This is a genomic window from Sporosarcina sp. BI001-red (assembly GCF_003384035.1).
Lineage (GTDB): Bacteria > Bacillota > Bacilli > Bacillales_A > Planococcaceae > Sporosarcina.
In genome coordinates this window covers 190041-211180 of sequence record NZ_QQAK01000011.1, presented here as the reverse complement: position 1 = coordinate 211180, position 21140 = coordinate 190041, and the positions used below count along the sequence as shown (strand labels likewise).

At 43.4% G+C, this 21140-nt stretch carries 21 protein-coding genes and 2 other annotated features; all 21 genes read left to right on the top strand.

The genetic code is table 11. The annotated features are described in order from the left end of the window. Nucleotides 1-134: 134 nt before the first annotated feature. The 21 genes from DVB69_RS08160 (at nt 135) to rpoB (ending at nt 21059) form a co-directional block, all read left to right on the top strand. Nucleotides 135-2582 carry an ATP-dependent Clp protease ATP-binding subunit gene (locus DVB69_RS08160; RefSeq protein ID WP_116018394.1) on the top strand — a complete coding sequence of 816 codons (2448 nt, stop codon included), beginning with the start codon at nt 135-137 and terminating at the stop codon, nt 2580-2582. Between the two features lie 82 nt (nt 2583-2664). After that, nucleotides 2665-4038, top strand: a complete 1374-nt coding sequence (radA, locus tag DVB69_RS08155) for a DNA repair protein RadA (protein ID WP_116018392.1) — start codon at nt 2665-2667, stop codon at nt 4036-4038. Nucleotides 4039-4175: 137 nt separating this feature from the next. After that, entirely contained in the window at nt 4176-5276 is a 1101-nt protein-coding gene (locus DVB69_RS08150; RefSeq protein ID WP_116018390.1) for a PIN/TRAM domain-containing protein, read from the top strand. Nucleotides 5277-5302: 26 nt separating this feature from the next. After that, a complete protein-coding gene (ispD, locus tag DVB69_RS08145; protein ID WP_116018388.1) occupies nt 5303-5995 on the top strand; it encodes a 2-C-methyl-D-erythritol 4-phosphate cytidylyltransferase in 693 nt (230 codons plus the stop codon). Beyond that, the gene (ispF, locus tag DVB69_RS08140; RefSeq protein WP_116018386.1) at nt 5995-6471 is read left to right on the top strand and encodes a 2-C-methyl-D-erythritol 2,4-cyclodiphosphate synthase; all 477 of its coding nucleotides are present in this window, start codon (nt 5995-5997) and stop codon (nt 6469-6471) included. Before ispD ends, ispF begins: the two co-directional genes overlap by 1 nt. Nucleotides 6472-6536: 65 nt before the next feature. Then, nucleotides 6537-7997, top strand: coding sequence for a glutamate--tRNA ligase (gene gltX / locus DVB69_RS08135; protein WP_116018384.1), 1461 nt, complete (start codon nt 6537-6539; stop codon nt 7995-7997). A 64-nt stretch (nt 7998-8061) separates the two neighbouring features. Further along, nucleotides 8062-8286: a binding site (T-box leader), on the top strand. Between the two features lie 45 nt (nt 8287-8331). Further along, nucleotides 8332-9000: a serine O-acetyltransferase gene (cysE, locus tag DVB69_RS08130; protein WP_116018382.1), complete on the top strand. Its 669-nt coding sequence runs from the start codon at nt 8332-8334 to the stop codon at nt 8998-9000. Beyond that, nucleotides 8997-10397 (top strand): cysteine--tRNA ligase, encoded by a 1401-nt coding sequence (gene cysS / locus DVB69_RS08125; RefSeq protein ID WP_116018380.1) that lies wholly within the window; start codon nt 8997-8999, stop codon nt 10395-10397. The genes cysE and cysS overlap by 4 nt, the downstream gene beginning before the upstream one ends. Then, nucleotides 10394-10828: a Mini-ribonuclease 3 gene (locus DVB69_RS08120; RefSeq protein ID WP_116018378.1), complete on the top strand. Its 435-nt coding sequence runs from the start codon at nt 10394-10396 to the stop codon at nt 10826-10828. The genes cysS and DVB69_RS08120 overlap by 4 nt, the downstream gene beginning before the upstream one ends. Nucleotides 10829-10838: 10 nt before the next feature. Further along, a complete protein-coding gene (gene rlmB / locus DVB69_RS08115) occupies nt 10839-11576 on the top strand; it encodes a 23S rRNA (guanosine(2251)-2'-O)-methyltransferase RlmB (protein ID WP_116018838.1) in 738 nt (245 codons plus the stop codon). Continuing rightward, a complete protein-coding gene (locus DVB69_RS08110) occupies nt 11573-12088 on the top strand; it encodes an NYN domain-containing protein (protein WP_116018376.1) in 516 nt (171 codons plus the stop codon). Before rlmB ends, DVB69_RS08110 begins: the two co-directional genes overlap by 4 nt. Before the next feature lie 69 nt (nt 12089-12157). Further along, nucleotides 12158-12808 carry an RNA polymerase sporulation sigma factor SigH gene (sigH, locus tag DVB69_RS08105; protein WP_116018374.1) on the top strand — a complete coding sequence of 217 codons (651 nt, stop codon included), beginning with the start codon at nt 12158-12160 and terminating at the stop codon, nt 12806-12808. A 96-nt stretch (nt 12809-12904) separates the two neighbouring features. Next, nucleotides 12905-13054 carry a 50S ribosomal protein L33 gene (gene rpmG / locus DVB69_RS08100; RefSeq protein ID WP_116018372.1) on the top strand — a complete coding sequence of 50 codons (150 nt, stop codon included), beginning with the start codon at nt 12905-12907 and terminating at the stop codon, nt 13052-13054. A 54-nt stretch (nt 13055-13108) separates the two neighbouring features. After that, nucleotides 13109-13294 carry a preprotein translocase subunit SecE gene (secE, locus tag DVB69_RS08095; RefSeq protein WP_025782831.1) on the top strand — a complete coding sequence of 62 codons (186 nt, stop codon included), beginning with the start codon at nt 13109-13111 and terminating at the stop codon, nt 13292-13294. A 109-nt stretch (nt 13295-13403) separates the two neighbouring features. Then, the gene (nusG, locus tag DVB69_RS08090; RefSeq protein WP_116018837.1) at nt 13404-13940 is read left to right on the top strand and encodes a transcription termination/antitermination protein NusG; all 537 of its coding nucleotides are present in this window, start codon (nt 13404-13406) and stop codon (nt 13938-13940) included. A 173-nt stretch (nt 13941-14113) separates the two neighbouring features. After that, nucleotides 14114-14539, top strand: coding sequence for a 50S ribosomal protein L11 (gene rplK / locus DVB69_RS08085; protein WP_147300767.1), 426 nt, complete (start codon nt 14114-14116; stop codon nt 14537-14539). Nucleotides 14540-14659: 120 nt separating this feature from the next. Further along, nucleotides 14660-15358 (top strand): 50S ribosomal protein L1, encoded by a 699-nt coding sequence (rplA, locus tag DVB69_RS08080; RefSeq protein WP_116018368.1) that lies wholly within the window; start codon nt 14660-14662, stop codon nt 15356-15358. Between the two features lie 42 nt (nt 15359-15400). After that, nucleotides 15401-15551, top strand: a sequence feature (ribosomal protein L10 leader region). Nucleotides 15552-15587: 36 nt separating this feature from the next. Next, nucleotides 15588-16088 (top strand): 50S ribosomal protein L10, encoded by a 501-nt coding sequence (gene rplJ, locus DVB69_RS08075; protein WP_116018366.1) that lies wholly within the window; start codon nt 15588-15590, stop codon nt 16086-16088. Between the two features lie 62 nt (nt 16089-16150). After that, nucleotides 16151-16513 (top strand): 50S ribosomal protein L7/L12, encoded by a 363-nt coding sequence (rplL, locus tag DVB69_RS08070; protein ID WP_116018364.1) that lies wholly within the window; start codon nt 16151-16153, stop codon nt 16511-16513. Between the two features lie 97 nt (nt 16514-16610). Continuing rightward, the gene (locus DVB69_RS08065; protein ID WP_116018362.1) at nt 16611-17213 is read left to right on the top strand and encodes a class I SAM-dependent methyltransferase; all 603 of its coding nucleotides are present in this window, start codon (nt 16611-16613) and stop codon (nt 17211-17213) included. A gap of 312 nt (nt 17214-17525) precedes the next feature. After that, nucleotides 17526-21059: a DNA-directed RNA polymerase subunit beta gene (gene rpoB / locus DVB69_RS08060; protein WP_116018360.1), complete on the top strand. Its 3534-nt coding sequence runs from the start codon at nt 17526-17528 to the stop codon at nt 21057-21059. The last annotated feature ends 81 nt before the right edge of the window (nt 21060-21140 follow it).

The following is a 21140-nucleotide window of genomic DNA, read 5'->3' as shown; positions in this document are numbered from 1 at the left end:
TCTAACCAACCCGTTATAATAGTCAAAGATGGTCAAAGTCAATTCACTCGGAAACCGATTGTTTAGCGGCCCGGAAGAATATAGATAGAAGTAGTACGATGAAAATTATTCTCTGCAGAAGGAGAGGAATGTTAATGATGTTTAATCGATTCACACAACGTGCACAAAAAGTACTCCAACTCGCTCAAGAAGAAGCCATTCGGTTGAAACACGAAGCGATTGGAACAGAACATATTCTACTTGGACTTATCCGCGAAGGCGGTGGCATTGCAGCAAAGGCACTGGAAGCAATCGGCGTAAGCTTCGATACAATTGAAACAGGCGTAGAAACTCTCGTTGGAACAGGAAGTAAAGAAGTGGGGCCAATCGTCCATTACACACCACGCGCAAAAAAGGTTATTGAGCTTTCTGTCGATGAATCCCGTAAACTCGGCCATTCGTATATCGGAACAGAACACATATTACTTGCGCTCATCCGTGAAGGAGAAGGTGTAGCTGCTAGAGTACTCAATAATGCAGGCGTCAGCTTGAACAAAGCGCGTCAGCAAGTATTGCAACTGCTTGGAAGTAACGACGCTGCAAATGCAAGTGGTCAAAATGCTTCTGCTACAGCTGCGACCCCAACATTGGATGGCTTAGCACGAGATTTGACTGAGATTGCACGTGAAGGGACGCTCGACCCTGTAATCGGACGCGGTAAAGAAATTACACGTGTTATCGAAGTATTAGCGCGTCGTACAAAGAACAATCCGGTTTTAATCGGTGAGCCAGGTGTTGGTAAAACAGCAATTGCTGAAGGCCTTGCATTGCAAGTTGTTAACAACGAAGTCCCTGAAATCTTGCGCGATAAACGTGTTATGACATTAGACATGGGAACTGTCGTTGCAGGTACAAAATACCGTGGTGAGTTTGAAGATCGCATGAAAAAAGTGATGGAAGAGATTCGCCAAGCAGGCAACATTATTCTATTCATTGATGAGTTGCATACACTCATTGGTGCTGGTGGAGCAGAAGGTGCCATCGATGCATCGAATATTTTAAAACCATCACTCGCTCGTGGTGAGTTGCAATGTATCGGAGCAACGACACTTGATGAGTACCGAAAGTATATTGAAAAAGATGCTGCGCTCGAGCGTCGTTTCCAACCAATTCAAGTGGATGAACCATCTGTTGATGAGACAGTTCAAATCATTAAAGGACTGCGGGATCGTTATGAAGCACACCACCGTGTGAAGATTACGGACGAAGCGATTGATGCGGCAGCTAAAATGTCCGATCGCTACATCTCGGATCGATTCTTACCTGACAAAGCGATCGACTTGATCGATGAAGCTGGTTCGAAAGTTCGATTGCGTTCTTATACGACACCGCCGAACTTGCGTGAACTTGAGAAGAAGCTCGAAGCCATCCGTTCAGAGAAAAATGCAGCTGTTCAAAGTCAAGAATTTGAAAAAGCTGCGTCTTATCGTGATAAAGAGCAGAAGATGAAAGAAGAGCTTGAAACAACGAAAACGGAGTGGAAAGAAAAACAAGGTAAAACGGAATCTGAAGTAACTGTCAATGATATCGCTGAAGTTGTAGCGATGTGGACGGGAATTCCAGTTGCCCGAATCGCAGAAACGGAATCCGCAAAGCTATTGAACATGGAAGAAGAGCTGCATAACCGTGTTGTAGGACAAAAAGAAGCGGTTGCCGCTATTTCCCGGGCAATACGTCGTGCACGAGCAGGATTGAAAGATCCGAAACGTCCAATTGGTTCGTTCATCTTTCTTGGACCTACTGGTGTTGGTAAAACCGAACTTGCAAGAGCCCTTGCTGAAACGATGTTCGGTGACGAGGATTCCATGATCCGTATCGATATGTCCGAGTACATGGAAAAACATACGACATCACGTTTAGTCGGTTCACCTCCAGGATACGTAGGTTATGAAGAAGGCGGACAGTTGACTGAAAAAGTACGTCGTAAACCATACTCTGTGATTCTGCTAGACGAAATTGAAAAAGCGCATCCCGATGTCTTCAACATTCTGTTACAAGTACTGGAAGATGGACGCTTGACAGATTCGAAAGGTCGTACTGTCGATTTCCGCAACACAGTCATTATCATGACTTCGAACGTAGGTGCGCAAGAGTTGAGAAAGAACAAATACGTTGGATTCAATCTTCAAGATGGTGAACAGGACTACGAAGACATGAAGAAAAAGATGTTGGAAGAACTGAAAAAAGCCTTCCGTCCTGAATTCCTGAACCGTGTAGACGAAATGATCGTGTTCCATTCACTTGAGAAAGAGCAGTTGCAACAAATCGTTTCGTTGATGGCAGATGAGTTGAGCAAACGACTCGCAGAACAAGACATTGAACTGATATTAACTCAAGAAGCGAAGTTGAAAATTGCAGATGAAGGATATGATCCTGAATACGGGGCTCGTCCACTTCGTCGCGCACTTCAGAAGCACGTGGAAGACCGCCTTTCAGAGGAACTGTTGAAAGGTACTGCGCTTGCGGGAAGAAAAGTAACGGTCGACTATGTAGACGGTGACTTCACAGTAGAAACACAACAAGAAGAAATGGTGGAAAATTAATAAGAAGTAGAGGAATAGGATAGTCCATCCCTAGGTATAAAAAAAGGGAAGGGCTGTCCTCTTCGTCGTTTGGAGGAAGGATATGGCGAAAAAGAAAACGAAGTTCATGTGCAGGTCGTGCGGATATGAGTCTCCTAAGTGGATGGGGCGATGTCCGGGTTGTGGTGAATGGAACACGATGGATGAAGAAACGGAAATCGTTCAAAAAGGACCTCGCGGAGCATTCCAACATTCTGACGCTGTAAAGCAGAAAGCAATGCCTATCAATGCAGTCGCAATAGAGGATGAACCGAGAATTCGAACAGAAATGGAAGAGTTGAACCGTGTATTAGGAGGAGGAATTGTCCCAGGGTCGCTCGTGTTGATCGGCGGAGACCCAGGTATCGGGAAGTCTACCTTGCTACTTCAAGTATCCGCGCTTTTAGCGAACCAACAGCAGCGCGTGTTATATATATCTGGTGAGGAATCGATTCGGCAAACAAAGCTACGTGCTCAACGTCTTGGTGTGTTATCTGATGAGTTGTACATATACGCAGAAACAGATCTTGCGCTAATTCACACTACAATCGATAATGTGAAACCAAAGTTTGTCATCGTAGATTCGATTCAAACCATCCATCACCCGGAAGTTGCCTCTGCTCCAGGAAGTGTTTCGCAGGTAAGGGAATGTACAGCGGAATTAATGAAGATTGCAAAAACACAAGGGATTGCAATCTTCTTGGTTGGGCATGTCACTAAGGACGGACAAATCGCAGGTCCGCGTTTGCTTGAACACATGGTGGATACCGTCCTGTATTTTGAAGGGGAGCGCCATCATACGTATCGTATTTTACGTAGTGTAAAAAATCGCTTCGGCTCAACAAATGAAATAGCCATTTTTGAAATGCTGCAAGCTGGGTTGAAAGAAGTTTTGAATCCTTCGGAAATGTTCATCCAAGAACGTTCTCAAGGTGGTGCTGGTTCAACCATTGTTGCCTCAATGGAAGGGACACGACCGATTCTTGTGGAAATTCAAGCGCTTGTTACACCTTCTAGTTTCAACTATCCGAAACGGATGGCGACGGGGTTAGACCAAAATCGAATATCACTTTTGATGGCGGTATTGGAAAAACGGATGGGAATGCTATTGCAAGCGCAGGATGCGTATATTAAAGTGGCGGGTGGCGTGAAGCTCGACGAACCTGCGATTGACCTTGCTGTTCTCATGAGTATTGTATCCAGTTATCGTGACGTTGCAGTCCGTACTTCTGATTGTTATATGGGTGAGGTGGGACTGACAGGTGAAGTCCGACGAGTTTCCCGTATCGAACAGCGTGTAGGTGAGGCCGCTAAACTTGGATTTGAGCGTGCGGTTATACCAGCTTCCAATATTGGTGGATGGGACTTTCCAGAAGGGATTCAAGTCATCGGAGTGGAAACAGTCCGGGATGCGCTCGATCTTTGTTTGCCACAGTAGGCACCAGATTGCTAGGAACTTTTGAGTGTATTTAGGAGTCCTGTTCTATAGATACAGGATTCCTGGGTTTTAAGGTTCAAAAAGGCAATCAATAGGGAATACATGTATACTAGGACTACTTAAAGGAGGTGGATCGAATGCTAAAACGAATTGTACAAATCATGTTTTTACTGGTTGGTGGGACACTTGGCGTATTGTTTCTTCCGTACTTATTCCAATTATCTTCTTTCACAGCATCACCATTTATAAATAACCCTTATGTCGCGGCCATTTTAGGAGCACTTTTCCTATTTGTATTCAGTACGTTTTTAACAGATCCGATAGTCAACTTTATAAAATGGTTAGAGGATTTACTGATGAAAGCTCCCATTTTGGATTTACTATTTGGTTCAGCAGGGTTAGTGATAGGGTTGTTCGTTGCCTTTTTAGCTGGATGGGGGTTAAGTAATATTCAAATTCCTGGTTTCACTTCAGTTGTACCAATTTTATTGTCGGTGTTACTAGGATATTTAGGATTCCAGGTAGGCTTTAAAAAGCGAGATGAGTTTTTGACGGCCATCTTCTCAATACGCAATGTAGGACGGAAAAAAGATCCTGAAACTGAAGCAGGTCTCTCTACAGATCCTGTTTATAAGGTACTTGATACTAGTGTCATTATCGACGGACGTATTGCGGATATCGTTGACACAGGGTTTCTCGAAGGTGTATTGGTTGTATCCCAGTTTGTATTAACTGAGCTACAACATATTGCGGACTCTGCGGATACGTTGAAACGGACAAAAGGAAGACGCGGTCTGGATGTACTCCGCCGCTTGCAAGAAGGGGACGGTAAGAAAATCCTAATTACGGATGAAGACTTCCCAAATGTAGCTGAAGTCGATTTGAAACTAGTGAAGCTTGCTAAAAAGATGAGTGGACTCGTCGTCACAAACGATTTCAACTTGAATAAAGTTGCAGATTTACACGGAGTCTCTGTGTTGAATATTAATGACCTTGCGAATGCTGTCAAACCAGTTGTAATTCCCGGCGAAGAAATGCATGTTGTGGTCATTAAAGACGGAAAAGAACACAACCAAGGCGTTGCTTACTTAGATGACGGTACAATGATTGTTATTGAAGATGGCCGGAACTTTATTGGGAATGCAATAGAAGTTGTGGTTACGAGTGTATTGCAAACTTCAGCAGGTCGTATGATTTTTGCAAAGCCTAAAAACGGTAAACAAACCAAAGCCCACTGAAAAACAGTCAGTGAAAAGGAGTCATGATGGACTATACGGTAATGATGCCTGCTGCCGGAAGCGGAACGCGGATGGGAGCAGGGCATAACAAACTTTTTCTTGAAATTGAAGGGAAGTCAATTTTGGCCCATACGCTTGCAGTGTTCCAGAAGGATCCTTGGTGTACAGGAATCATTTTAGCAGTAAAAGATGCAGAACGCGCTAAAATTAAAACAATCATTCAGCAAGAACAACTCACTAAAGTATGTGCATTGCCTAAAGGCGGAACTGAACGTCAGCACAGTGTAAAAGCATGTCTGTTGGCAAGTGAAGCTGGAGGGATTGTTCTCGTGCATGATGCGGCGCGTCCTTTTATCAAGCAAAATGTCATTCACGAACTCGTGATTAGCGCGTCCCGTTATGGAGGTGCAGTTGCTGGCGTGAAGGCAAAAGATACGATGAAGTATGTCACCGATGGGGTTATTGAAGAAACGGCAGATCGCGAACGCTTATGGGTCATCCAGACGCCACAAGCGTTTCGCTATGAAATTTTAAAAGAGGCTTCTCAAATAGCAGAAAAAGAAAACTTTTTAGGAACCGATGAGGCGATGCTTGCAGAACATGCAGGCTTTGAAGTTCGAATCGTTGAGAGTACGTACGATAATATTAAAATGACAACACCAGAGGATCTTGCTTATGGTGAATACTTGCTGAAAAAAAGGCTAGAGGAGACGTTATGATGATACGAATTGGACAAGGTTTTGACGTACATGAATTTGCAGAAGGACGCCCTTTAATCATTGGCGGAATTACGATTCCTCACACAAAAGGCTTAATCGGCCATTCGGACGCAGATGTCCTGTTGCACACGATTACAGATGCAGCTTTAGGAGCGATCGGTAAAGGTGACATCGGTCATCACTTCCCAGATACAGATGCAGCGTTTAAAGATGCAGATTCAGCTGTGCTGCTTCAGGATGTATGGAAGTTAGTAGAAGAAGAAGGATATGTGCTAGGGAATATAGATTGTACGATTATGGCACAACAGCCAAAGATGGCGCCTCATATTGAAACAATCAAAAACCGCATAGCGGACTTATTACATGCAGATCCCAGTCAAGTGAATGTTAAAGCAACTACTACAGAAAAGTTAGGATTTGTCGGAAGAGAAGAAGGGATTGCATCTCTTGCGGCAATTCTTTTGGTGAAAGCTTAAGTTTTTGGTAAACTAGTCTATACAGGCAATTATTATTTTTACTAACAGAACGGAGATGTCTAGTCATGACAGCAGAAGTACGTGTGCGCTACGCGCCGAGCCCAACAGGTCATTTACATATCGGAGGGGCTCGTACCGCATTATTCAACTATTTGTTCGCTCGCCATCACGGCGGTAAATTCATAGTACGGATTGAAGATACTGACACGGTTCGCAATATTGAAGCCGGTGAATTATCCCAACTTGAAAACTTGAAGTGGCTTGGTATCGAGCATGACGAGTCTGTTGATATTGGTGGGCCTTATAGTCCGTATCGCCAAATGGAGCGTCTCGATACGTACAAAAAGTATTCAGAGGAAATGCTCGAAAAAGGCGCTGCTTATAAATGTTTCTGTACGACGGAGGAATTGGAAGAAGAGCGTGAACAACAAAAGGCATCAGGAATTGCAGCTCCTATGTACAAAGGGACTTGCCGTCATTTGAGTGCGGAAGAAGTTGCGCAAAAAGAAGCAGCAAGCACTCCGTATACAATTCGTATGCGTGTTCCTGAAAATGTAACGTACACAATTGACGATCTCGTTCGCGGTAGCGTCCAATTCGAATCTAAAGACATTGGTGATTGGGTGCTTGTGAAAGCGAACGGCATTCCAACGTATAACTTCGCGGTAGTCATTGACGACTACATGATGAAGATGTCTCACGTTTTCCGCGGAGAAGAGCATCTGACGAATACCCCGAAACAACTTATGGTGTTCGATACATTTGGTTGGGAAGCACCGCGTTATGGACATATGACACTCATCGTTAACGAGGATCGCAAGAAGTTATCCAAGCGTGATGAGTCAATCATTCAGTTTATTTCCCAGTATAAGGACCTTGGGTTCTTACCGGAAGCAATGTTCAATTTCTTTGGGCTTCTCGGATGGTCTCCTGTCGGGGAAGAAGAGTTGTTCACAAAAGAAGAACTCATCGAACAGTTTGACGTGAGCCGTCTATCCAAATCACCTTCTATGTTCGATAAGCAAAAATTGACGTGGATGAATAACCAATATATAAAAAAGCTCAGCCTTGATGAAGTCGTTGCGTTGACATTACCACACCTTGTGAAAGCGGGGCGTGTGAGTGAAGATATGACAGCAGAAGAAAGTGCGTGGATCCATGACTTAATCGCACTCTATCACAGCCAATTAAGTTACGGTGCTGAAATTGTTGAGCTTTCTGCCCAATTCTTTAATGACACAGTTGAGTATGATGAACAATCAAAAGAAATCTTAGCTGGTGAACAAATTCCTGAAGTGATGACTTCTTTCAAGCAGCAACTAGAGAACCTTGAAACTTTCGACGCTCCATCCATCAAAGGAGCTATCAAGGCGGTTCAAAAAGAAACAGGACACAAAGGGAAAAACTTGTTCATGCCAATTCGTGTGGTCTCAACTGGTCAAGCGCACGGTCCGGAATTACCGGAATCGATTGCTTTGCTTGGTAAGGAAAAGACGGTTGCGCGTGTTGAAAAGTTTGTTCAGTAAGCCGTTGTTGACAAGCGGAAACTGCCGTGTACAATAAGAGTAATCTAAGAACGTATCACTTATAACTAAAGCGTTGAAGAGGAGAAGTATGTAAAGCACACCCTTCAGAGAAGATCTCCACCGGCTGAAAGAGATCTGGGTTATCCGTTTTACAGAAATGCACCTTTGAGCGCCAGGCTGAAACTGAGTAAGCCGGACGTATCGTCTGCGTTACAGACGTCGAGTGAAATGGAATTTACCTATTCCTTTTCAAAAAAGAGTGGAACCACGCTACAAATGCGTCTCTGTCATTAGACAGAGACGTTTTTTTTTTTTACAAAAAAGGGGGACCGACATGTTTTCCAGAATGAAAGAAGACATCCGTTGTATTTTTGACCAAGACCCCGCCGCACGAAGTACGTTTGAGGTTGTGCTGACCTACTCAGGATTACATGCCATTTGGTTACATCGCATTGCGCATGTACTGTTTAAAAAGAATATGCACTTCGCAGCTAGGGTACTTTCCCAAATGAGTCGATTCTTCACCGGGATTGAAATTCACCCTGGGGCTAAAATAGGAAGACGACTATTCATCGATCATGGAATGGGCATTGTCATTGGTGAGACATGTGAAATTGGTGATGATGTCACCATCTACCAAGGTGTCACGTTAGGTGGAACAGGTAAAGAAAAAGGGAAAAGACACCCGACCCTTCATGATAAAGTTCTTGTCGCTACGGGTGCTAAAGTGCTTGGGAATATTAGTATTGGCGAAAACAGTAAAGTGGGAGCAGGTTCCGTTGTGCTGAAAGATGTGCCTGCAGAATCCACTGTTGTTGGAATCCCGGGTAAAGTTGTTATTACCAACGGAGTTCGTGTAAAAGACCGATTAAATCATAGCTTGCCTGATCCTGTTTCGGAAATGTGTTCCTCCATGGAAGCTAGAATTTCACAATTGGAACAGCAACTAAATGATTTGAAAATAGAAAAACAAATTTGCGATGAAAAGGATGAGATCCAATGACAATCCAGTTATATAATACGCTGACACGTAAGAAAGAGCCATTTGTTCCAATCACTGAAGGAGAAGTGAAAATGTACGTGTGTGGCCCGACAGTCTACAACTATATTCATATTGGAAATGCCCGTCCAGTCATCGTTTTTGATACAGTCCGCAGATATTTGGAATACCGGGGTTATCAAGTTACGTACGTCTCTAACTTTACAGACGTGGATGACAAAATCATTAAAGCGGCGAACGAACTTGGTGAGGAAGTGCCAGAGTTAACGGAGCGCTTTATCCAAGCATTTTTTGAGGATGTAGGGGCACTTGGCTGTAAGAAAGCAGATATGCATCCCCGTGTAACCGATCATATTCAAGATGTGATCGATTTCATTTCATTGTTGATCGAAAAAGAATATGCTTATGAGTCAGAAGGGGACGTCTATTTCCGTACACGAAAGTTTGATGGATATGGAAAGTTATCGCACCAATCGATAGATGAACTGAAAATTGGAGCCCGTATTCAAGCGAGTGAACGCAAACAAGATGCTCTTGACTTTGTCTTATGGAAAGCAGCAAAGCCAGGTGAAATTTCATGGAGCAGCCCTTGGGGAGAAGGCCGCCCAGGCTGGCATATCGAGTGTTCAGTTATGGCAAGACAACTGCTGGGTGATACGATTGATATACACGCTGGCGGGCAGGACTTGACATTCCCTCACCATGAAAACGAAATCGCCCAGTCTGAAGCACTGACAGGTGAAACGTTTGCACGCTATTGGATGCACAATGGCTATATAAATATTGATAATGAAAAAATGTCTAAATCACTTGGTAATTTTGTAACGGTTCACGACATCATTCAACAGATTGACCCGCAAGTGTTGAGGTTCTTCATGCTCTCCGTTCACTACCATTCTCCTGTGAACTTCTCGCAAGAACTTGTGGAAAGTGCTGCAAATGGATTGGATCGAATACGCACTGCTTATCAAAACATTGAACATCGTCTAGATGTCTCTGCGGATAATGGGGACCAACAGGATATTTGGATTCATAAAATCCAAGAACAGCGAACTGCATTTGAAAAAGCGATGGATGACGACTTCAATACAGCTAATGGGATTGCTGTTATTTTTGAACTAGCAAGCTTAGCGAACGTATATCTACTCGAAAAGAATACTGAAAAAGTAGTGTTGGAAGCATTTTTGAATACGTTCAATCAGTTGATGAGTGTTCTTGGATTGCCGTTCAAGGAGAAAGAAGAATTGCATGATGAGGCAATTGACCAGTTAATTGAAGAACGACTGGAAGCACGTAAAAATCGCGACTTTGCTCGCGCGGATGCAATTCGTGATGAATTGAAAGAGCAAGGCATCTTGTTGGAAGATACTGCTCAAGGGGTCCGGTGGAAAAGATCATGAGTGTGAGTGAGTACAGCTTACGTCCGGCAGATATTCGTCAGTTAAAAGCATTATCCCTCGCCTATATGGGAGATGCGGTCTATGAGCAGGCGGTGCGAGAGCACCTCCTGCGCTCAGGCCGTGTTAAACCGAATATTCTTCACAAGGAAGCAACGCAATTTGTTTCTGCGAAAGCGCAAGCCTCCATTTTGCGTGCCATGATAGACGAAAACTTTTTGACCGAAGAAGAGATGGCGGTCATGAGACGAGGTAGAAACGCAAAGTCCGGATCTGTACCTAAAAATACAGATGTTCTAACGTACAATCACAGCTCTGCATTTGAAGCAGTCATCGGATATCTATATTTGTTGGAAGATAGGGAGAGAACGGCTGAATTCATACGTAAGGCTATTGAGTTTATTGAAGGAGGAGAAGACCGTGTCAGAAACTGAAGGAACAGAAATGATTGGCGGTAAAAATCCAATTGTCGAGGCACTACGTTCAGGAAGAGAACTGAATAAGATCTGGATCGCAGAAGGCTTGAATAAGCAAAGTATCGGGGAGATTACGACTCTTGCTAAACAGGCCGGAGTGGTTGTACAAGCTGTACCTAAAAAGAAGCTTGACCAGTTGTTGGATGTGAATCATCAAGGCATCGTTGCTTCTGTAGCTGCGTATACATATGCCGAGATTGAAGATATCTTTGCTATTGCAGAACAACGCGGAGAGGATCCATTCATTTTGTTGTTGGATGAACTAGAAGATCCACATAATCTTGGGTCGATTCTGCGCACTGCTGACGCTGTCGGTGTACATGGGGTTATCATTCCGAAAAGACGTTCAGTTGGACTTACGGGTGTGGTTGCAAAAGCCTCAACAGGTGCGATTGAACACGTTCCAGTTGTTCGTGTTGTGAATTTAGGACAAACCGTCGATGAGTTGAAGAAGAAAGGCGTTTGGGTTGCTGGAACAGATGCATTAGGATCTGCAGACTATCGAACAATGGACGCGACGCTTCCACTTGCTGTTATTATTGGCAGCGAAGGAAAAGGAATGTCCCGATTGTTGAAAGAGAAATGCGATTTTCTGTACCACTTGCCGATGCGTGGACACGTCACGTCTCTTAACGCTTCTGTTGCGGCTTCGCTGCTTATGTACGAAGTGCTGCGCAAGCGGCTACCGAACCCGTCTACGCCATGAGAAAAGATATCCTGCTAGTGGATGGTTACAACATCATCGGTGCTTGGCCGGAATTACGAGAGTTAAAACGTTTTAAACTTGCGGAGGCGCGTGACCGTTTGATTAACCAGTTAGCAGAGTACCAAGCTTTCAAAGGTTGGCGAGTGATTCTGGTCTTCGATGCGTATCTCGTGCCTGGGATTGAAAACAAAGAGAAGCGTTCCCACGTTGAGATTGTTTTTACGAGAGAAAACGAAACCGCGGATGAACGAATCGAAAAATTGGTTTCAGAACTATCCAAACGTACCGTTCAACTTCATGTTGCCACTTCCGATCTTACAGAACAATGGATTATTTTTGGTCAAGGGGCGTTAAGAATTTCTGCACGGGAATTAGAGATTGAAATGCAGGAAATCGACAAGATCATAACTGCAAAAGTGCGTGAGATCCAAGAAAATCGATCCTTTTCAAAAATACAATTATCTCAGGAAGTGGCAGAAGTTTTCGAGAAATGGCGTAGAGGGAACAGGTGAGCGGTTGACGCAAAAAAATTCCTTGAGCTATAATTGACTAACTAGTATGATAAACCGGAGTGATGGGGAATGGCGGAAAAGACAGCTTATGCACCTAGAACGGTAGACTTCAGTACCTTTTCCGATGAGCAGTTAATCGGAATCATTCAAGAAGGAAACACAGATGCACTCGACTTTCTCATTACCAAATATCAATCATTTGTTAGGATGAAGGCGCGTTCTTACTTCATGATGGGCGGGGACAAGGAAGATATAATTCAAGAAGGCATGATTGGGTTATATAAGGCGATTCGTGACTTCCGTGAAGATCGGCTTAGTTCGTTCAAAGGATTCGCAGAGCTGTGTATTAAACGGCAAATCATCACGGCCATCAAAACAGCAACTCGACAAAAACACATACCGCTAAATTCATCAGTATCTTTAGACAAGCCTGTATATGACGAAGAATCAGATCGTACGTTACTGGATGTCCTGACTGGTTCAGTGAACGATGATCCTGAAGATTTAATGATTTACAAAGAGAATTTTGTACAAATGGAAGTGGAGATGAACAAAGTATTGAGTAGTCTAGAAAAGGAAGTGCTCGGTCTATATCTTGACGGTCAGTCCTATCAAGAAATCTCTGAAGAACTGAACCGTCAAGTTAAATCGGTAGACAATGCGTTACAACGCATTAAACGTAAGCTTGAGAGGTACATGCAAGTAGACGTTGTTACCTAAAGCATCGCCAATTTTCTGACTATCCTTGCATTGACAGGGAATAGGTTAGGTGGTACTCTTTATCAAGACTATGGAAAGACTAGGTGTTCACTAGATATGTCTAAAAAAATTGTAGTAAGCTGTGAAAAATGCGGCTCCAGAAACTATTCACTACCAGCAAGCAGTAACAAAACAAGTGAACGACTGGTCTTGAAGAAACACTGCAGTCATTGCAATGAACATACGTTACACAGACAAACAGCGTGAGGGTCTGGCTAGACTTAAGGCCGTCATATCTACTATTCGGAGGTTTGCAAAAGAATGGGTAAGATAACAAGTTTCTTTAAAAATGTTGTCACGGAAATGCGGAAAGTCAGCTGGCCGAAACGTAAAGAACTGACTCGCTACACGATCGTGGTTATCAGTACAGTAGTATTCATGGCAGTTTATTTCGGTCTTGTGGATCTTGGCTTATCACGAGTAATGGAATGGTATGTTTCGTTATAATAGAGCACGTTGAATCGCATACTGAAAATATCCCGTCTAACTGAAATAGCGGGTTTTTTCATTTGAACAAAAAAGGAGGGACGGACGCACAGTCCTCATCGATATGGAAATGGAGAAAAATTGGTACGTCGTCCATACGTACTCAGGGTACGAAAACAAAGTGAAAGAAAATCTCGAAAAACGCGTTGAAACAATGGGAATGCAAGACAAGATCTTCCGTGTGATTGTTCCTGAAGAAGAAGAAACTGATTTCAAAGAAGGTAAAAAACGTACAGTGATGCGGAAAACGTTCCCTGGTTACGTCCTTGTTGAAATTATCATGACAGATGATTCATGGTATGTCGTCAGAAACACGCCAGGAGTTACAGGGTTCATCGGTTCATCAGGCGGCGGAGCGAAACCGACACCGCTTCTTCCGGAAGAAGTGACGTTCATACTCAAGCAAATGGGTATGAAAGATCGCAAATTGGAAGTCGATTTCGAAATCGGTGAAATGGTAGAAGTATTAGAAGGACCATTCGCTGGATTCCAAGGTAAAGTTGAAGAGATTGAACTGGACCAAGGTAAAGTGAAAGTGTCTGTGGACATGTTCGGCCGCGAAACGAACATGGAACTCGACTTTGAACAAGTTGAACGAACGAGCTGAAAAAATTAATTTGTTCCCTCTTGCAAATCCTGTGAAATAGTGATATTATTTCAAAGGTCAGACATAGAAATGTCTGAACGTCTTAAAAAATTCTACCGGCATTGCCGGCAGGCACATATTGAGTGGGAGGGGCAACCCAAATACCACATCACGGACTTAAGGAGGTGTGTCTCGTGGCTAAAAAAGTAATCAAGCTTGTGAAATTGCAAATTCCAGCAGGAAAAGCAAATCCAGCACCGCCAGTCGGACCGGCGTTAGGTCAGGCAGGCGTCAATATCATGGGATTCTGTAAAGAATTCAATGCGCGTACATCTGATCAAGCAGGACTTATTATTCCTGTTGAAATCACTGTATTCGAAGATCGTTCATTTACATTCATCACAAAAACTCCGCCAGCAGCGGTTTTGTTGAAAGTTGCAGCTAAAATCCAAAAGGGTTCAGGCGAACCGAACAAAACGAAAGTTGCTGTCGTGAAACGTGAGCAAGTTAAAGAAATTGCTGAACAAAAAATGCAAGATTTGAATGCTGCATCAGTTGAAGCAGCGATGGCAATGGTTGAAGGTACTGCTCGCAGTATGGGAATCACGATCGAAGACTGATCTGAAACCTAAATTCTATTGTATGTTTTCATGGGGGTTGCGGTTGTTCTATAGAACACGGCAACCCTTAATCGTGGGAGGTTTATTCCGCTAAAACCACAATCGAGGAGGAACTATCTGATGGCTAAAAGAGGTAAGAAGTTCGTAGAAGCTGCAAAGCTTGTAGACCGTACATCGGCATACGACTTAAAAGAAGCAATCGAACTCGCTAAAAAAACAAGCACAACAAACTTTGATGCAACAGTTGAAGTGGCTTTCCGTCTTGGAATCGACACGCGTAAGAATGATCAGCAAATTCGTGGAGCAGTAGTACTGCCGAACGGTACTGGTAAAACACAACGTGTACTCGTTTTCGCTAAAGGTGAAAAAGTTAAAGAAGCTGAAGCAGCAGGCGCTGACTTTGTAGGCGATGCAGAATATATTACTAAAATCCAACAAGGATGGTTCGATTTCGATGTTATCGTTGCGACTCCTGACATGATGGGTGAAGTCGGTAAAATCGGACGTGTACTAGGACCAAAAGGTCTTATGCCGAACCCGAAAACTGGCACAGTAACATTCGACGTTACTAAAGCAGTTCAAGAAATCAAAGCTGGTAAGGTTGAATATCGTGCGGACAAAGCTGGAATCATTCACGCTCCAATCGGTAAAGTTTCTTTCGATAACGAAAAACTTGCAGAAAACCTTACAACAGTATTTGAAGTTATTCAGAAGGCTAAACCGGCTGCAGCGAAAGGTACTTATATGAAGTCAGTTAACTTAACGACTACAATGGGACCTGCTGTGAAGATCAACCCTTCTTCAGTAAACGTAAAATAATTAGTTGACATACACCCTATCTTTTGGTAGGATAACGTTTGTTGCAATATACGATTTGTACCGCAGACAGCAGGAGTGGGCAACCACTTAATAATCCTGCCGAGGGACAAGACGCTCTTTTTAACTGTAAAAAGATGACGACTTTCCAACCCTCCGTCTGCCAGTCAGGTCGGAGGGTTTTTTATGCATATGGTATAAATGCCCCTACACTTAAACAGGAGGTGTCAAGATGAGCAAAGTATTAGAAGCGAAACAAGCAGTAGTAACTGAAATCGCGGATAAGATGAAAGCATCAGCTTCAATGGTCGTTGTTGACTATCGTGGTCTTAACGTTGCGCAAGCAACTGAACTTCGTAAGCAACTTCGTGAAGCTGGCGTGGAATTCAAAGTCTACAAAAACTCGATGGCTCGCCGTGCGGCTGAAGCATCAGGTCTTGAAGGACTTAACGAACATCTTACAGGACCGAACGCAATTGCGTTTTCAACTGAAGATGTAATCGCACCCGCAAAAATCATCAACAACTTCGCTAAAACCAATGAAGCTTTGGAAATCAAAGCTGGTGTCATCGAAGGTGTACTTGCTTCTGTTGAAGAAGTGGAAGCATTGGCGACTCTTCCTTCACGCGAAGGACTTCTCTCTATGCTACTCAGCGTGCTTCAAGCTCCAATGCGTAACTTCGCATTGGCTACAAAAGCCGTTGCAGACCAAAAAGAAGAACAAGGCGCGTAACATCGCATCTTGACCCATTAGCGAGCTAACTCGCAAAAACATACCCATTAGGAGGAACTATAATGACTAACGAACAAATCTTAGGCGCTATCAAAGAAATGACAGTTCTTGAACTTAACGACCTAGTAAAAGCAATCGAAGAAGAATTTGGCGTAACTGCTGCAGCTCCTGTAGCTATGGCTGGCGCTGGTGGCGGAGAAGCAGCTGCTGAGCAGACTGAATTCGACGTTGTTCTAACTGCTGCTGGAGACCAAAAAATTAAAGTCATCAAAGTCGTTCGCGAAATCACAGGCCTAGGCTTGAAAGAAGCGAAAGAAGTTGTTGATAACGCACCTAAAGCTATCAAAGAAGGCGTAGAAAAGGCTGAAGCTGAAGAAGTTAAAGCTAAACTTGAAGAAGTAGGCGCTTCTGTAGAAGTTAAGTAATTCGTAAACTACGAAGAAAACCTCGTCTTTTCAGACGGGTTTTTCTTCGTTTTTTTTATACCTGGATTTATTAAGTGGACAGTAAGGGGGGATTCATGTGACTGAACATTACTATTCGAAAAATCCCGATGTGAAAAGCGAACAGAAACAATGGCAAACGACTTTGGGTGGTACTAGCTTTGTTTTTGTTACAGATGCAGGCGTATTCAGTAAAGGGGAAGTGGACTTTGGTTCACGTCTACTCATCGATACATTCCGAGCTCCGGAAATTGAGGGAGATATTCTTGATGTGGGATGTGGGTACGGACCAGTAGGACTTTCTGTAGCTTCGTTGTTAAAAGACCGGACGATCCAGATGGTGGACGTGAACGAACGTGCGTTAGCTCTAACCCGGACCAATTCCCAAAAAAATAATATTGAAAACGTTTCGATTTACTCTAGCGATGCACTAGATGAAGTTGAAACGAAAGAGTTTGCTTCGATACTAACAAATCCTCCAATTCGGGCTGGGAAGGATACTGTTTTTAAGATTTATCGTCAAGCAAGTGAACACTTAGCGATTGGTGGAGAGCTTTGGGTGGTTATTCAGAAAAAGCAAGGAGCTCCTTCGACTATCACGAGATTAGAGGAATTGTTCGGTAATGCAGAAATTGCGGCGAAAAGCAAGGGGTATTATATTATCAAGTCAAAAAAACATTGACTCCATTTAAGCCTTGTGATAGCATTATAAAATGCAACAATAAATATACTGCATTCGTGTGCCTTTTTATGCGTTTGCATAAGTGTTGGAAATGTTAGGTATACTGACGTTGGATAAAAGATTGGTAAATCGAAAATGAGCTCTAGCCGGAACTCGTTTTATTTTTGTTTTTTCGATATCATACACTATTTTTTTGATTTCGAAAAGACTTTTTATGAGGTGTTTGGTCAAGCTTGGCGCTAATTTCAACCCGGCCCGAAATTGCCAGGGGACCAAACGAGCTCTATTAATGTCTTATGAGGGGTGAAAGAGTTGACAAATCACTTAGTTCAGTATGGTCAACACCGTCAGCGCAGAAGTTTCGCAAGAATTAGCGAAGTACTCGATCTGCCGAATCTGATTGAAATTCAGACGGAATCTTATGAGTGGTTTTTGGAAGAGGGACTGCGGGAAATGTTCCACGATATTTCTCCTATCCAAGACTTTACCGGAAATCTGTCATTGGAATTTGTCGATTATCAGCTTGGCGAACCTAAATATCCTGTGGATGAGTCAAAGGAACGGGACGTAACATTCGCTGCGCCACTTCGGGTGAAAGTCCGTTTGCACAATAAAGAAACTGATGATGTAAAAGAGCAAGATGTCTTCATGGGTGACTTCCCATTGATGACAGAAAACGGTACTTTTATTATCAATGGTGCTGAGCGGGTTATTGTTTCTCAGCTCGTACGTTCACCTAGTGTATATTTCAACGATAAGACAGACAAAAATGGTAAACGTGGATTTGGTGCAACTGTCATTCCGAACCGTGGTGCATGGCTTGAATACGAAACGGACGCAAAAGATGTTGTCCATGTTCGAATTGACCGCACACGTAAATTACCAATTACAGTCCTATTACGTGCCCTTGGTTTTTCAAGTGATCAGGAGATTATCGATTTAATCGGCGATAATGAATACCTTCGAAACTCTCTTGAAAAAGATAACACGGAAAACTCGGAGAAAGCACTTCTCGAAATTTATGAGCGTTTACGCCCGGGTGAACCACCGACTTTAGATAGCGCGAAAAACTTGCTGTTTTCTCGTTTCTTTGATGCAAAACGTTATGATCTAGCAAATGTCGGTCGTTATAAAATGAACAAAAAGCTCCACCTTCAAAACCGTTTGTTCAACCAAACGATTGCAGAAACTCTTGCCGATCCTGAAACAGGAGAAATTCTGATTGAAAAGGGACAGCTAATTGATCGTCGTATGTTGGACAAATTACTTCCTTATTTTGAAAAAGGTGTGGGAGAAGAAGATTTAAAACAAATGGGCGGAGTGTTGGAAGATGACATTCGCATTCAATCTGTGAAAATCTATGCTCCAAAAGGTGAAGAAGGACAAATCATTAATGTCATTTCCAATGGCGTTATCGATGATTCCATTAAGCATGTTACACCTTCAGATATCATTGCTTCCATCAGCTTCTTCTTCAACTTGCTGCACGGTGTGGGCGATACAGATGACATCGACCACCTAGGGAACAGACGTCTCCGTTCTGTCGGTGAACTTCTGCAAAACCAATTCCGTATCGGTTTATCGCGTATGGAACGTGTCGTCAAGGAACGTATGTCCATTAATGACACGCAATCGATTGTACCTCAACAACTGATTAATATCAGACCTGTTATCGCGTCTATTAAAGAGTTCTTTGGTAGTTCTCAGCTATCCCAGTTCATGGACCAAACGAACCCTCTTGCAGAGTTAACGCACAAACGAAGACTATCTGCACTTGGACCGGGTGGTTTGACACGTGAACGTGCTGGAATGGAAGTACGTGACGTTCACTACTCCCACTATGGCCGTATGTGTCCGATTGAAACTCCAGAGGGACCGAATATCGGGCTCATTAACACCCTTTCTACATTTGCGAAAGTAAATAAGTTCGGGTTTATTGAGACTCCTTACCGGAAAGTTGATCCAGATACTGGACGTGTAACATCACGTATCGATTATCTGACAGCTGACTTGGAAGATAATTATATTGTCGCTCAAGCAAATGCGCTTCTAAACGATGACGGTACATTCGTTAACGAAGAAGTAGTAGGTCGTTTCCAAGGGGATAACACTGTATTCAAACGCGAACAAATTGACTATATGGATGTATCTCCTAAACAAGTTGTTTCTGCGGCGACAGCGTGTATTCCTTTCTTGGAAAATGATGACTCGAACCGTGCGCTAATGGGAGCAAACATGCAACGACAAGCAGTACCTCTTCTGAATCCGAAAGCACCTTTCGTGGGTACGGGAATGGAGCACGTATCAGCACGTGACTCTGGAGCTGCTGTTGTATCGAAGCACGAAGGAATTATTGAACACGTCGAAGCGAAAGAAATCCGCGTTCGTCGTATCAACATGGTTGAAGGAAAAGAAGTTAAGGGAGACCTTGACGTCTACCGTCTATCGAACTTTATCCGTTCAAACCAAGGAACTTGTTATAACCAACGGCCAATTGTTAGCGTTGGCGATCGTATTTCGAAGAAAGATATTCTCGCAGATGGCCCATCGATGGAAAATGGAGAAATGGCTCTTGGTCAAAATATCCTGATTGCATTCATGACATGGGATGGTTACAACTACGAGGATGCTATTATCATGAGCGAGCGTCTTGTTAAAGATGATGTCTTCACTTCTGTCCATATCGAAGAATATGAATCAGATGCTCGTGATACAAAGCTTGGACCAGAAGAAATCACACGTGATATTCCAAACATCGGTGAAGATGCACTTCGCAACTTGGACGACCGTGGAATTATCCGTATTGGTGCTGAAGTTCATGATGGAGACATCTTGGTCGGAAAAGTGACGCCTAAGGGTGTAACGGAACTTACTGCAGAAGAACGTCTTCTACATGCGATCTTTGGTGAGAAAGCACGTGAAGTTCGTGATACATCACTTCGTGTACCACACGGAGCAGGTGGAATCGTTCTTGATGTGAAAGTGTTCAATCGTGAAGATGGCGATGAACTCGCACCTGGCGTAAACCAATTAGTCCGTGTCTATATCGTTCAGAAGCGTAAAATCTCTGTAGGAGATAAGATGGCTGGACGTCATGGTAACAAAGGGGTTATCTCACGGATTCTTCCTGAATCCGATATGCCGTTCATGCCTGATGGAACACCTGTAGATGTCATGCTTAACCCACTGGGTGTACCATCCCGTATGAACATCGGACAGGTACTCGAGATGCACCTTGGAATGGCTGGCCGTGCGCTAGGCGTTCACATGGCTTCTCCTGTATTTGATGGTGCGAACGAACAAGACGTGTGGGATACGATGGAAGAAGCGGGAATGGATCGTGACGGAAAGACTGTTTTGTATGATGGTCGTTCTGGTGAAACGTTCGACAACCGTGTATCTGTCGGAATCATGTACATGATCAAACTTGCCCACATGGTTGATGACAAACTTCACGCCCGTTCAACCGGGCCTTACTCGCTTGTTACACAACAACCACTCGGCGGTAAAGCTCAGTTTGGTGGACAGCGTTTCGGAGAGATGGAAGTTTGGGCACTCGAGGCTTATGGTGCGGCTTATACACTTCAAGAAATCTTGACAGTGAAGTCGGATGACGTCGTAGGTCGAGTGAAAACGTATGAAGCGATTGTTAAAGGCGACAGCGTTCCACAACCAGGTGTACCAGAATCCTTTAAAGTTCTGATTAAAGAACTTCAAAGTCTTGGATTGGATGTTAAAATGCTATCCGAAGACTTCGAGGAAATTGAATTACGTGACTTAGAAGAAGATGATGATATGCAGCCAACGGATGCGTTAAACCTTATGAAGGAAGACCAACCAGTCTGATTCGTAAGTGGAAGTTAATAATTAAGGGGGCACTGTCCCCCTTTTTTAAATGGTATAACAGGGCCATCAAGTCAGCGACTA

Coding starts and splice junctions, on each gene's coding strand:
- rplL (WP_116018364.1), top strand. CDS start 16,151: ATGACTAACGAACAAATCTTAGGCGCTATCAAAGAAATGACAGTTCTT.
- secE (WP_025782831.1), top strand. CDS start 13,109: ATGGGTAAGATAACAAGTTTCTTTAAAAATGTTGTCACGGAAATGCGG.
- rpmG (WP_116018372.1), top strand. CDS start 12,905: ATGTCTAAAAAAATTGTAGTAAGCTGTGAAAAATGCGGCTCCAGAAAC.
- DVB69_RS08110 (WP_116018376.1), top strand. CDS start 11,573: ATGAGAAAAGATATCCTGCTAGTGGATGGTTACAACATCATCGGTGCT.
- radA (WP_116018392.1), top strand. CDS start 2,665: ATGGCGAAAAAGAAAACGAAGTTCATGTGCAGGTCGTGCGGATATGAG.
- nusG (WP_116018837.1), top strand. CDS start 13,404: ATGGAGAAAAATTGGTACGTCGTCCATACGTACTCAGGGTACGAAAAC.
- cysE (WP_116018382.1), top strand. CDS start 8,332: ATGTTTTCCAGAATGAAAGAAGACATCCGTTGTATTTTTGACCAAGAC.
- DVB69_RS08120 (WP_116018378.1), top strand. CDS start 10,394: ATGAGTGTGAGTGAGTACAGCTTACGTCCGGCAGATATTCGTCAGTTA.
- rlmB (WP_116018838.1), top strand. CDS start 10,839: ATGATTGGCGGTAAAAATCCAATTGTCGAGGCACTACGTTCAGGAAGA.
- cysS (WP_116018380.1), top strand. CDS start 8,997: ATGACAATCCAGTTATATAATACGCTGACACGTAAGAAAGAGCCATTT.
- rplA (WP_116018368.1), top strand. CDS start 14,660: ATGGCTAAAAGAGGTAAGAAGTTCGTAGAAGCTGCAAAGCTTGTAGAC.
- gltX (WP_116018384.1), top strand. CDS start 6,537: ATGACAGCAGAAGTACGTGTGCGCTACGCGCCGAGCCCAACAGGTCAT.
- sigH (WP_116018374.1), top strand. CDS start 12,158: ATGGCGGAAAAGACAGCTTATGCACCTAGAACGGTAGACTTCAGTACC.
- ispF (WP_116018386.1), top strand. CDS start 5,995: ATGATACGAATTGGACAAGGTTTTGACGTACATGAATTTGCAGAAGGA.
- DVB69_RS08160 (WP_116018394.1), top strand. CDS start 135: ATGATGTTTAATCGATTCACACAACGTGCACAAAAAGTACTCCAACTC.
- ispD (WP_116018388.1), top strand. CDS start 5,303: ATGGACTATACGGTAATGATGCCTGCTGCCGGAAGCGGAACGCGGATG.
- DVB69_RS08150 (WP_116018390.1), top strand. CDS start 4,176: ATGCTAAAACGAATTGTACAAATCATGTTTTTACTGGTTGGTGGGACA.
- rplJ (WP_116018366.1), top strand. CDS start 15,588: ATGAGCAAAGTATTAGAAGCGAAACAAGCAGTAGTAACTGAAATCGCG.